Here is an 11586-nt window from a genome sequence, read left to right on the forward strand (position 1 = left end):
ACAGTTGCCATCTGCGGTCTGGATTCACGCGGCGTAATCGGGGAAGTCACTACTTCGCACGGCTTTTCGTCCGGCACCGGGTTCCAGGGAGCCCCAGCTGCCCGGTTCCGCGGGCCGACGGCCGTGTTCCGGACCACGGTCCACGTCTCCCGTCTGCGCACGCATCGTGAAGGCCATGAGGTAAAGCGATGTCGGAATACCTTTCGGTCGCCCGCCGGATGTGGCACCTGCTGGAGCCACTGCACGCCACGCTCTACTTCGCCCCCGAGGCACGCCAGGTCGCGGCCGACCTCGGCCATGATGTCGCGTCCCGCTGGCCCAGCTATTTCGCCTGGCGTACGGCTCCGCTGGGCGCCGCCGGGCCCGAGCTGGTCGCCGCGACGTACTACACCTTCAGCCCGCGGATGATCACCCGGTACCTCCCGCGGATCTGGACCGTCGCGGACCCGGCCAAGGTGCTGGATGCCCGGCTGCTGGCCATGGACCGTGCGCTGACCGCCCTCATCGACGGCCGGCTGACCGCCGCACAGCTCGCCGAGGCGGCGCGGCTCGCCCGCCAGGCCGCCGAGAACGCCGGTCCCGCCGCCCGTCCGCTGGCCGCCGCGAACCGCGATCTGCCCTGGCCGGACGCACCGCATCTGGTGCTCTGGCAGGCCGCGACCGTACTCCGCGAACACCGCGGCGACGGCCATCTGGCGGCCCTGCTGACCTGTGAACTCGACCCCTGTGAGGCCCTGGTGTCGTTCGCCGCGATCGGTGCCGCGCCGGCCGCCGACTTCGTGGGGCGCGGCTGGAGCGCACAGGAGTGGAGCGACGCCCGGCACCGCCTCGCCGCCCGTGGCTGGATCGCCCCGGACGGCACCGCGACCGACCGCGCCCACAAGGAGCGCGAGGCGATCGAGCGGACGACCGACCGGCTGGCGGCCGGGCCGTGGCGGGCACTGGGCCACTCCCGCGCCGAGCGGCTGGCGCAACTGCTCACCCCGGTACTCTGCGCGGTCTTCGAGGCCGGATACCTCCCGCGGCACAGCACGCTGGGCATCGGGAGGGTGAAGGTCACCTACCCGTAGGGGCGGGCCCGGCCGGGCCGCCGCGAGGGGCCCGGTCCGCCGGACGGCCACGAGGCGGCCCCTTTGCCCACAGAGCTGCCCCATCCGGTTTGCCCACGGAACCGCCCCACCCGGCTTGCCCACGGAACCGCCCCACCCGGCTCAACTCGCGCGCCGGCCCCGCGTCCCGTCGAGCAACCGCACCACCTCGTCGTAGGTCACCCCGTGGTCGGCGAGCACCGCCGCGGCCGGTCCGGGCCGGGTGGTCAGCGCGAGCAGCAGATGCTCATCGCCGATGTGCCGCTCACCGCGGCCGGCCACGATCCGCAGGGCGCGCTCCAGCACGGACTTCGCCTCCGCGGTGAACGGCCGGCGCAGCCGCTTCCGGCGCCCCGCCGTCCCGTCGGCGGCCAGCGCGCCCACCCCGTGGGCCTCCTCCACCCGCGCCACGATCGCGTCGATGTCGATGCCCATCCCGGCCAGCGCCGCCGCGTCCGCCGTCGACACCCCGCCGCGGCGGCGCGCCTCCGCAAGGGCGTCCGCCACCGACTCCCGCCGCTCGTGGACACCGAGTGCGGTGAGCACCCCGGCGGCCGGTGATGCGGTCCGCTCCAGCAGCGCGAGCAGCAGCTCCGGTTCGCCGATCGTGCCGCTGCCCGTACGGTCCGCCTGCTCCGCCGCGCCACGCACCACCGCGCGCGCATCGGCCGTGAACTTCTCGAACATCAGCGCCTCCCGTGCTTCTTGTGCACTGCCTGCCTGCTGACACCCAGCTCCGCCGCGATCTCCTGCCACGACCAGCCCTGCACACGGGCGCTGCGCACCTGGACGGCTTCGAGCTGCTCCAGCAGCCGGCGGAGCGCGGCCACGGCGCGGAGTCCGACCCGGGGGTCCCGGTCGCCGGCCCGCTCGGCGAGATCCGTTGCTTCGGTCATGGATGTCAATCTAGGTTGACGCCCAGGGTATGTCAACCTCCATTGACAGGTGTTCGCTCTCCCGAGGTTCCGTTACAGGCGTTTGGCGCTGCGCAACGCGCTGGCGTAGTAGCCGTTTCCGTCCAGCCGCGACGTACCGCCCTTGTCTCCGATGGTCGGGCCGTTGACCTCTTGCCGGCTCGAAATGAAGACCTGGTGCCCGTCGGAGTCGTTGCCCAGATACATGCCGACGTGGTCGAGCCGCTCCTCGGTCCGGGCCTCCAGCTTGAAGAACACCAGGTCGCCGGGCTGGAGCAGATCGATCGAGGCCGGCCTGGCGAAGGCCGGCGCGGAGCCGGTCAGCGGCACGACGTCTGCACCGAGTCCGGAGCGGGCCATCCCGTTGGCCGTACGAGGCAGGCCGTCGCCCTTTTTGTCGTCGGCCTTCAGGGGGTAGCCGGCGCGATAGCCCAGCACCGCCCGGATGAAGCCGGAGCAGTCCATGGACCGCGCCCGTGCCCTCTCGGGCTGCATCGAGGTGCCGTCCCGGAAGGTGTACGGGATGCCCAGGTAGTCGTAGAAGTCGGACTCCTCAAGGCGTTGGCCGGCGCCGGACCCGCCGTGCGCAGCGATCGGCCCGTAGTTCGCGTCGCCCGCGTACCTGACCCCCGCGGCGTTCAGCTTCGCCGGGGCCTGGGCGACGTATTGGAAGGCCATCGCGAAGAGATCGTCCTTCTCGCTGCCGAAATTGTTCTTGAACCAGTCCTTGAACCACTTCTCCTTCTCGGCGCCCTTCCGCCAGGGTTCCGGCATCATCCGGACCCAGTTGTCGGTGACGATCCGGGACCTGGTGGCGGCGGGCTCGGTGAAGGTGCGGCTCCGGCCGGTGAGGGTGGCGGTGCGGGCCCCGTCGGTGAAGGTGGCGAACACCTCGCCCTTCTCGCCGCGCAGCACGGAGCGGGCCGGACTCCGGAGCCGCTCCCAGGTCAGGTCTCCGGAGAGCCCTCGGGTAAGGGGCGACTTGAGGCCGGCTTCATCGGTGACCGCCGGAATGGCAGGTGCCGCGGTCTGCTCCTCCGCGCGAAGTGCCACGGTGAAGCACGCACTTCCGGCGAGCAGGGCGGTCACGGTCACGGCGTGCAGAACGCGGCGACGGCCGCGCTGGGTCTTTGCGCTCATGGGATCGGCTCCGAATCGTTCGGTCAGGCGGACGGCATGACGCCGAGCAGAATTCCGGCGGCCAGCACGACATAGGCCATGAGCGTCACCGAGCCGGTGGCCAGCACGGTCGGTCCCTTCGGCTGGCGGACCAGCTGGTAGGCGATCAGACCGGGGACGATGAACCCGAGGGTCTGATTCGTGTACATCAGCGGGAACTCCAGTTGCAGCACGATCATCAGCGTGCCGTTGATCACGACACCGATCAGCACGACGGCCGCGAACAGCCGCTTGCCGTAGAGGATCGCGACCCGCTGCACCAACAGGGTGGCGAGGTACGTCAGGACCGTCACCCCCACGACCATCGCGGCCCGCTGGAGATCCTCCACCAGGGTCAGCGCGAGCCAGCCGGGGGTGATCATGCCGCCTGGTGAGAGGTTGGTCGTCAGATAGCAGACGAGCGAGAACATGAGCCCGAGGGCGATGCCGATAGCGGCGATCTCGGGTGTGAGGACGGCGGGGATCAAGGGTGCTCTCCTGAGCTCTGCCACGAATCGGTGTGCGGGTGCTGCTGCGGTACGAACGGTTGGTGCGGGCGGGACTCGTGGGCCGGTGGGTGGCCCGTGGACCGGTCGGCAGGGGGCGCGGGGCGTTCCGCGGAGTCCGCCGGGCCGTCCTGGGTGTGCTGCGGAACGCCGTCGGGTCCTTCGTCCGCGGGAAGTTCGGCCAGCCGCTCCAGCAGATGCTCGCCCTGGCCGTGGATGTTGCCGACGGCGACCAGCGACGAATCCGGACCGAGGTGGCTCACCATCTGAGCCATGAACTCCTCGGGGTCGCGGCGGTCGCCGCCGAGGTCCACCGCACGGGAGCGCCACGCGGCGGGGATCGCCTCGATCGCGCTCCTGGCCGGATGTCCGATCACGAAGACCTTGTCGGGTTCGAGCTCGGGGATGATCTCGCCCATCTGGCCGTTGCGCTCGACACGGTCGGGGCGGCAGTTGATCACGACGTTCAGGGGGCGGTGGATCGCGCCCAGGTCGAGCAGCTGACGGATGTTCATCAGCGTCGACTCGGGGTCGTTCGCGGCGAAGACATTCGCGAACCGCAGCCGCTTGCCGTCGGGCGTGCGGTACCGCTCGACGGAGAGGACCCCCGGGTCCGGCGGAGCGTCGTACATGCCCTGCAGTGCGGTCTCGCGGTCCACACCGAGCAGTTCCGCGACGGTCAGCGCGATGGCCACGTTCTCCTTGAAGGTGAACCAGCTGAAGCCGCGCAACTCCTCATCGGTCACGGTCCCGGGATCGGCGTAGATCAGCCGGCAGTCGCGGGCGTCCGCCTCCTCCTGGAGAAGGTGGAACCGGTCCTGCTCGGCGGTCACACAGATACCGCCCTCCGGCATGGAGCGGGACAACGAGCGGGCGACATCGTCGAGGGTGGGCCCCATCTCGGCCAGATGGTCCTCGCGGACGTTGCACAGGACACCGATGGTGGACCGGATCAGCTTGGACTGGTTGATCTCCTGCAGGGCCGGCATGACGGCCATGCACTCGATCACCAGGGCGTCCGGGTGGTACGCGGCGGCCCGCCGGACGATGCCGATCTGCTCGACCACGTTGGCGATGCCGAACTTGCGGTAGACCGGCTCCTCGGTGGCGTCGGGGTGGATGAACCGGGCCGCGGTACCGGTCGTCTTGGCCACGGTGGTCAGGCCGCCGCCCCGCAGCGCACCCGCGCACAGCCGGGTGATGGAGCTCTTGCCGCGGATGCCGTTGACGAGCACCCGGGTGGGGATGTGCGCCAGATTGCTGAAGTGCCGTCGCTGCTCGATGATTCCGGCGATCAGCAGGATCGCGCAGCACACGACGAGAACGGTGTAGAGGAAGAGCACGGTCCGTCAGTTCCTTCCGGCCAGAGGGGCACTGTCCCGCTTGCGCTGCTCCTGGAGCTCCTGCCGGATCAGCTCCAGGCTGCGGACGACGGCGCCGACCTCGTCGTGATGGCGTGGGTAGAGCACGGTGCGACGGTCCCCGCCGGCGAGCGCCTCGGCCTGCGCGGCCAGGGTGCGCAGCGGGCGCGCCACCACGATGTGCAGCCAGCCGAGACAGGCGGCGGCAGCGGTGAGGCCGAGCAGTCCGGCCAGCACGGTGTGGTTCTGCACGGTGTTCTCGGGGAGGGCAAGCCCGTCAGCGGGCTTCCAGCTGACCACCGTCCAGTTCAGTGACTTCGCCACGCCGCCGCCGTTGAACGGGGCCGCCGCCGCGATCTGGACGCTGCTGCCGTCGCGGTCGAGGAGCGCGCCGGGCCGCAGGCTCGCGCCGGCCCTGGCGCCCGTCCCCTGCACGAGGGTGTCGATCCGCTCGGAGGGCAGCTTCTCGAAGGCGCGGTAGCCGGTGTTGCCACCGAGTGTCCGGCGCTTGTCGTCGACCACCCGGACCTCGCCGAGGCCGGGCCGCTTGAGCAGTGAGTTGAAGAAGTCGACCCGGAACTCACCGGCCACGACGGCACCCTTCCGGCCCGGCACCTCGGCGTAGCCGGCCACGACTGGCTCCTTGCCCCCTTCGTTGAGCACGGTGAGCCCTCGGGTGCCCGGGCCCTTGCCGGCCGGGTGGTGCGGAGTGCCGCCGGCCCGGGCCAGTACCTTTCCGTCGGCGCCGAGGAGGTACAGCGACGCATACCGCGGGTGCTCTTGAAGGGTGCGCTCCAGGACCGTGGCCATCTGGTCCGGCGAGGTGCCCTCGCCGATCAGGGACGCCACCGAGACGAGGTCGGTATGGCCTTCGTCGAGGGCCCGCCGGACCCGGTCGGCCAGGGTGTCGGTGCGCTCGCGCTGGTCGTTGACGATCTGCTGCGGAATGACGGCCTTCGCGTCGGCGTGGTTCAGGGACAGCGCCAGTGGGGCGGACCAGGCGAGCAGGAGTACCGCACACGCGGCCGTCAGGCCCCGGGCACCGATCCGGCGCAGCCGCCGCGGGGTGGCGGGGCCGTCCGTGCCCTGCGGTGCGCCGAGGAGCTGGCACCGCAGACGTTCCAGTGCGTGGCCGACCCGGGCCGCCTCTCCGTACGCGGGTACGCTCACCGGCCGCTGCAGCTCCCCTCCGGCGAGCCGGCGGCTCTCCAGGAAGAGCCGGAGCAGCGGGCGCTGCACGAGGCCGAGAAGCAGGGCCACGACAGCCGCGCCGATGACGAGCAGCGCGCCGGCCGCGGCGATGCCGAAGAGCGGGTCGGTGCCCCGGGAGGGGTCCTCGGCCACGTCGACCATCGTGACGACCGTCAGACCGAGGCCGCCGGCGACGGTGCTCTCGCCGGGCCGGGCGGGAGCGAGGGTGGCATAACCGGCCGCGGCGCGCTCGCCGTGGGACGCCCCGCCGGTGAGGCTCCCGCTCACCCCCGGAAAGCCCCCGGAACCTGGTTCCCTGGCCTTGAGCGGGTGCTGACGGGCCTTCTCGGCAGCCGTCCTGGCGAACGCCCTCAGCTGGCCGTCCGCCCGCTTGGCCGCCTTCCGCTGCGGGTCGTCGAGGTCCTGCTCGGACTCGCGGCTGCCACCGCGGCTGAGGATGGCGCCCGTCGAGTCCAGCACGGCGATGGTCCGGAACTGGCCGAGGCTGATGGCGGGGACGCGAAGGCTGCGGGACGCGACGAGAAGCTGCTGCGGCCGGCCGTCCCAGGAGAGCAGGGCAAAGGAGAGCAGGCGGGTCTCACCGTTCGCCAGGCGCACCATGCGCGGGCCGGGCCCGCCTTTCTCGGACAGCTTTCCGCGGTCGAGGGTCGCCAGGGGCAGGTTCTCGCCCCGGGCGGCGAGGAGCTTGCCCGACCCGACCTCGATGACGGCCGTGCCGCGCCACTTCTGGTAGACGCTGCCGACCTTGTCCAGCACGGCGTCGGCCGGGACCGGGGCACCCGAACTGAAGAGTCCGGCCGCGCGCTGGAGGTCGGTGACGCTCTCGTCGACCGAGGCCCGCATGGCGATGGCGCCGTCCTCGGCGAACTGCTGCTGAGAGGTGAGCACCGCCTCGGGAATCCTGTCGTGGCCTACCCTGCCGAGGCTGAGGGCAGTGACGGCGGCCAGGGCGAGCAGCAGGGCCGACAGGACGGCAATGGGCGGGCGTACGCCGCCGAGCAGGGACATATCGGCTCTGCGCCGAGCCGTGGGCCGCAGCTTCGCCGGCGGTGCGGCCGACGGGGAACTCCCCTCCTGGAGTGAGCCGGTGGTATGTGGGGGGCGCGGGGGCACGTAGGGACAGCCCTTCCTGGGTTCCAAACGGCTGGGACCGTCTGGTGGTACGGCAGTGACAGAGGGGGCGGCGAATCAGCCGGGGATGTCCTTCAGCGGCTTGAGAGCGCCTTCGGCGGCGCCGCGGTTCAGCATCGTGCCGCGGGTCCGCTCGAACGCGAGCTGGTAGCGGGCCCGTTGCTGCGCGGTGAGCTTCTTGTGGCCACGCAGCGCAGCGGCCACGTCCACCAACCGGTGGTCGCGTTGCCCGCTCGCCTCGCCGTCCCCGCCGGCGACGGGATCTTTCTCCTCCGGCGGGATGTCGACGAGCGTCGGCACATAGCGGGCCCGGACGTCCCAGTCACCGCCCCGCTCGGTGAACTTGAACCAGCCGATCACGCCTTCCTCCGACAGTCCGGTCGGCGTCTCGTGGCGGGCGAGCTGGTTGCCGAGTCCATACGCGATCCAGGTTCCGTGCACCTTCTCCATCGGCTGCACGACATGGGCGTGATGGCCGATGACCAGGTTGATGCCGGTCTTCTCGGCGATCTCCCTGCCGAGCTTCAGCTGTGGGGTGCTCGGGTCGGGCCGGTGCTCCTGGCCCCAGTGGATGCTGAGGATCACCACGTCGGCCCCGGCCTTGCGGGCGGCCCGCTCCGCTGCTGCGATCTGCTCGACGCTGGTCCGGTTGACCAGCCAGGGCTTGTCCTTCGGCGCTTTGCGGCCGTTGAAGCCGTAGGCAAAGGAGAGCTGTGCGACGTGGACACCCTTGACGTTCATGATGAGCGGCTTGCCCGCCTCCGCGCCGCTGCGGGCCGAACCGGTGTGCCGCAGACCGGCCTTGTCCATGGCGTCCAAGGTCTGCTGCACCCCTGCCGCACCGTGGTCGAGGGTGTGGTTCGAGGCGGTGGAGCAGGTGTCGTAGCCGACTTTCTTGATCGTGGTGGTGATCTGCGGGGGGACGAGAAAGTCGGGGTAGGACCGGAAGGGGCCTGCCGGCTTGCCCGCGACGGGCTCGAAGTGGCAGATGCCCAAGTCCGCCTTGCTGATGACCGGTTTGATTCCCGCCATGATCGGGTTGAAGTCAATTCCCTTGACCCCACGGCCCGTTCTCCTGGCGTCTCTTTTCGCCTGCTCCGTCAGCTGCGGGTGAATCAGGATGTCTCCTGCCGCGGCCACCGTGAACGAACGTCCTTCCGCCCGGGGCGGATTGCTCTCTCCGGAACCGGCACATCCCGCGGCGCACACCGCGAGCAATGCCAGCGCAGTGGTGCGAGCCGCGAAGCCTGCACGAGGGGTTATATGCACCCAAGTATTGTCATGCAGTTATGGCCGACACTTTCCCCTCAAAGATGAAATTTCCGAGAACGTTGCTGGTCAAAGCCATGATCGTACTCAGCATGGTGATCATCACGGCATGCAGCGGGCAACCTCCCAAGAAGCCTGACCATCCGGCCCCCACCCCGCGGAGCACCCTTGATCTCAAGCAGCACATCGCCGACTTCACCTCCGGGATGGGACCGCGCCGCGGCTACCGCGCACCCACCGGGCAACAGCAGCGGGCGGTGGCGGACGGAGTCGGTCTGTTCCTCGACGGCCATCACGCACCGGCCGAACAGCGCCTCGCCGACGTGGGTTTCCGCATCCGCACCCTGACCGACCGGGTCACCGGCCGCCGGTACGCCGAGTTCGCCGACGCAGCGCAGAACGGCACCACCACCCGCGGCTGGGGGCGCGTCTATGTCGACCTGACCGCCCCTGCGCGGTGGTCGGTGCAGGTCCCGCATCCGGTCGCCGACGCGCACAGCGAGGAACTCGGCGTCGCCCTCCTGCGCGGAACGCCCGGCGGGGTCCTGGTCCTGGCGGGCGCCCACCGCGACGCCGGCCGGGGCATCGCGGCCGACGTCGCGCACCGCCGGGACACGGTCTTCCACGCCGTCTGCGACGCATTGCTGAAACGGCGCCTTCCGGGCATCCAGGTGCACGGATTCGCCGACGATTCCGTACCCGGCTTCGACGCGGTCACCTCGACCGGCGCCGGGGACCGGGGCCGCGCCACCGGCCGCGCCGTGGCCGACGCCCTGGAGGACAAGGGCATGGACGCCTGCCGCGCCTGGGCCCGTGACTGTCCCCTGGAGGGCCGCACCAACATGCAGGGCCGCGCCGCGGCGGCCGCCGGAGTCCCTTTCCTGCACATCGAATTCAGCCGCCGCGTCCGAGAGAGCGACAAGCGCATCTCCCAGGCCGCCGACGCAGCAAGAACAGCGACGGCGGCCTGGAGCACCACCCGGCGGTGAGGTTGCGGATGGCACCGCCGGTGACCTGACCGCCCGTGCCGGAGGGCTGGCCGTCCGTGCCGGGGGCCTGGACGTCCGGCCGCAGCTCGGCCTAGCTAGGGGGTGTCCTTGAACTGACTCCGGGCCGGGCGGGCGGAATCGACGGGGCCGGGGTCAAGGCCCAGGGTTGAGGCCCGGGCCGGGGCCGGGGCCCTGGCCGGACAAGCGGATCACCGCCGCGACACCGTCCGTCCGCACCTCGGCAGGCACCGCGTCCGGCCCCGTCAGCAGCGCCGCGTCGAACCGCGCCAGCCGCGCCACGGACTCGCCGGCCGTCCGGAGCCGGGTGGGCCCCTCGACGGCCACGACGAGGACGGCCTCCGGGCCGTCGGCGCGGCCGTCAGCCGGTCGCCGGACCGGCTCCACCACCCGGCGCCCCCGCACCATCGCCACCGTCGCGTCCGCCCGCCCCTCCCGCAGCATCACATTGAGGTTGACGACGGGGCCGTCCAGCAGCCGGGATCCGGTGGCCGCGCCGCCGGGGAAGGCGAACGGGCGGTAGCGGTCCGGGAGGAGCCGGGTGGTGCCGTCCACCGTCAGTTCCAGCCCGGCCCCGTCGACGACGGTGAGGATCCGCCGGACGCCGGGCAGCGGCGAGTACGGCCCGTCCCGGGTGACGTCCGCCAGGCTGACCCGCCAGGCGAAGGTGTCCCAGCCGGCGCCCGGCGGGTGCACGGCGATCTCCCGGGTCACCCCGCCGCCGTTGCTCCATGGCGTGGCGGGGCGCCCCTCCGCCCGCAGGATCCGCACGTTCCGCAGCCTTCCGATCGAGAGGTGGCAGCCCGTCGGGCCGTCAGACGGTCAGCACGATCTTGCCGAACAGCTCACCCTGCGCCATCTTGGTGAACCCCTCACGCGCCCGGTCCAGCGGCAGCGTCGAGTCGATGACCGGCCGGATGCCCTTGGCCGCGCAGAAGCTGAGCAGCGACGCCAGCTCCTCCTTGCTGCCCATCGTGGAGCCGACGATCTTCAGCTCCAGGAAGAAGATCCGGTTGAGCTCCCCGCTCTTCGGGGTGAAGCCGCTGGTGGCGCCCGAGATGACCAGGGTGCCGCCGGGGCGCAGCGACTTGATGGAGTGCGACCAGGTGGCGGCGCCGACCGTCTCGATCACCGCGTCCACCCGCTGCGGCAGCCGCTCACCGGACGCGAACACCGCCTCGGCGCCCAGCTCCAGGGCGCGCTTGCGCTTGGCCTCGTCCCGGCTGGTGGCGAAGACCCGCAGCCCGGCCGCGGCGCCCAGCACGATGGCGGCGGTCGCCACACCGCCGCCCGCGCCCTGCACCAGGACGCTGTCCCCGGGCCGTACGCCCCCGTTGGTGAACAGCATCCGGTAGGCGGTCAGCCACGCGGTCGGCAGACAGGCCGCCTCCTCGAAGGACAGCTCCTTCGGTTTGGGCAGCACATTCCAGGAGGGAACGGTGACCTGCTCCGCGAAGGTGCCCTGGTAGCGCTCGGTGAGGATGGAGGGCTTCTCCTTGGGGCCGACGCCGTGGCCGCTCTGCCCGATGACGGAGTGCAGGACGACCTCGTTGCCGTCCGCGTCCACTCCGGCGGCATCGCAGCCGAGGATCATCGGCAGCGCCTCCTCGGTGATCCCCACCCCGCGCAGCGACCACAGGTCGTGGTGGTTGAGGGAGGCGGCCTTGACGTTGACGGTCGTCCAGCCGGGACGGGCGTCAGGGGCCGGGCGCTCCCCCAATTCGAGGCCGTTCAGCGGCTGGTCACGGTCGATGCGGGCGGCGTAGGCAGCAAACATGATCCCAACGTAGGCCGCGGCCGGGCGCTGCGGTACCGCGTACGGGTGTGACACGCACCGCGCCGCCCCGGCCGCGCACCGCTACGCCGACGGGCCGGGCCCGCACCTGTGAGAGGTGCGGGCCCGGCCCGGCGGCGGGCGGCGCGCGCGAGGGGGCGGGCGG

At 71.6% G+C, this 11586-nt stretch carries 11 protein-coding genes; 2 read left to right on the forward strand and 9 right to left on the reverse strand.

Annotated elements, in window-relative coordinates; all coding sequences use genetic code 11:
• Positions 1 to 188 precede the first annotated feature (188 nt).
• Positions 189 to 1070: a hypothetical protein gene (locus AB0C46_RS29485; protein WP_362831510.1), complete on the forward strand. Its 882-nt coding sequence runs from the start codon at positions 189 to 191 to the stop codon at positions 1068 to 1070.
• A 141-nt stretch (positions 1071 to 1211) separates the two neighbouring features.
• Here AB0C46_RS29485 and AB0C46_RS29490 read toward each other — a convergent pair whose 3' ends face one another.
• The 7 genes from AB0C46_RS29490 to AB0C46_RS29520 form a co-directional block, all read right to left on the reverse strand.
• On the reverse strand, positions 1212 to 1775 hold the full coding sequence (locus AB0C46_RS29490) for a Clp protease N-terminal domain-containing protein (RefSeq protein ID WP_362831511.1): 564 nt from the start codon (positions 1773 to 1775) through the stop codon (positions 1212 to 1214).
• A complete protein-coding gene (locus AB0C46_RS29495) occupies positions 1775 to 1984 on the reverse strand; it encodes a helix-turn-helix domain-containing protein (RefSeq protein WP_362831512.1) in 210 nt (69 codons plus the stop codon). The genes AB0C46_RS29490 and AB0C46_RS29495 overlap by 1 nt, the downstream gene beginning before the upstream one ends.
• 72 nt (positions 1985 to 2056) lie before the next feature.
• Entirely contained in the window at positions 2057 to 3142 is a 1086-nt protein-coding gene (locus AB0C46_RS29500; RefSeq protein ID WP_362831514.1) for an NlpC/P60 family protein, read from the reverse strand.
• A gap of 23 nt (positions 3143 to 3165) precedes the next feature.
• Entirely contained in the window at positions 3166 to 3648 is a 483-nt protein-coding gene (locus tag AB0C46_RS29505; RefSeq protein WP_168481347.1) for a poly-gamma-glutamate biosynthesis protein PgsC/CapC, read from the reverse strand.
• Entirely contained in the window at positions 3645 to 5009 is a 1365-nt protein-coding gene (gene pgsB, locus AB0C46_RS29510; RefSeq protein ID WP_362831515.1) for a poly-gamma-glutamate synthase PgsB, read from the reverse strand. Before pgsB ends, AB0C46_RS29505 begins: the two co-directional genes overlap by 4 nt.
• 6 nt (positions 5010 to 5015) lie before the next feature.
• Positions 5016 to 7247: a HAMP domain-containing protein gene (locus tag AB0C46_RS29515; RefSeq protein ID WP_362831516.1), complete on the reverse strand. Its 2232-nt coding sequence runs from the start codon at positions 7245 to 7247 to the stop codon at positions 5016 to 5018.
• Between the two features lie 180 nt (positions 7248 to 7427).
• The gene (locus tag AB0C46_RS29520) at positions 7428 to 8639 is read right to left on the reverse strand and encodes a CapA family protein (protein WP_362831517.1); all 1212 of its coding nucleotides are present in this window, start codon (positions 8637 to 8639) and stop codon (positions 7428 to 7430) included.
• A 77-nt stretch (positions 8640 to 8716) separates the two neighbouring features.
• Between AB0C46_RS29520 and AB0C46_RS29525 the strand changes: the two genes are divergently transcribed.
• Complete coding sequence (locus AB0C46_RS29525) at positions 8717 to 9628, forward strand: hypothetical protein (protein WP_362831519.1); 912 nt, start codon at positions 8717 to 8719, stop codon at positions 9626 to 9628.
• A gap of 153 nt (positions 9629 to 9781) precedes the next feature.
• Here AB0C46_RS29525 and AB0C46_RS29530 read toward each other — a convergent pair whose 3' ends face one another.
• Together AB0C46_RS29530 and AB0C46_RS29535 are read right to left on the reverse strand one after the other, a co-directional pair.
• On the reverse strand, positions 9782 to 10417 hold the full coding sequence (locus tag AB0C46_RS29530) for a HutD family protein (RefSeq protein WP_362831520.1): 636 nt from the start codon (positions 10415 to 10417) through the stop codon (positions 9782 to 9784).
• A gap of 43 nt (positions 10418 to 10460) precedes the next feature.
• Complete coding sequence (locus tag AB0C46_RS29535; protein WP_362831521.1) at positions 10461 to 11423, reverse strand: zinc-binding dehydrogenase; 963 nt, start codon at positions 11421 to 11423, stop codon at positions 10461 to 10463.
• Between the last annotated feature and the right edge of the window lie 163 nt (positions 11424 to 11586).

It is taken from the genome of Streptomyces sp. NPDC048637, from assembly GCF_040650675.1.
In the GTDB taxonomy this organism is placed as follows: Bacteria; Actinomycetota; Actinomycetes; order Streptomycetales; family Streptomycetaceae; genus Streptomyces.

What these genes read in the sequence shown, in the direction of transcription:
- AB0C46_RS29485 (WP_362831510.1), top strand. Translation starts at nt 189, where the DNA reads ATGTCGGAATACCTTTCGGTCGCCCGCCGGATGTGGCACCTGCTGGAG.
- AB0C46_RS29490 (WP_362831511.1), bottom strand. Translation starts at nt 1,775, where the DNA reads ATGTTCGAGAAGTTCACGGCCGATGCGCGCGCGGTGGTGCGTGGCGCG.
- AB0C46_RS29495 (WP_362831512.1), bottom strand. Translation starts at nt 1,984, where the DNA reads ATGACCGAAGCAACGGATCTCGCCGAGCGGGCCGGCGACCGGGACCCC.
- AB0C46_RS29500 (WP_362831514.1), bottom strand. Translation starts at nt 3,142, where the DNA reads ATGAGCGCAAAGACCCAGCGCGGCCGTCGCCGCGTTCTGCACGCCGTG.
- AB0C46_RS29515 (WP_362831516.1), bottom strand. Translation starts at nt 7,247, where the DNA reads ATGTCCCTGCTCGGCGGCGTACGCCCGCCCATTGCCGTCCTGTCGGCC.
- AB0C46_RS29525 (WP_362831519.1), top strand. Translation starts at nt 8,717, where the DNA reads ATGATCGTACTCAGCATGGTGATCATCACGGCATGCAGCGGGCAACCT.
- AB0C46_RS29535 (WP_362831521.1), bottom strand. Translation starts at nt 11,423, where the DNA reads ATGTTTGCTGCCTACGCCGCCCGCATCGACCGTGACCAGCCGCTGAAC.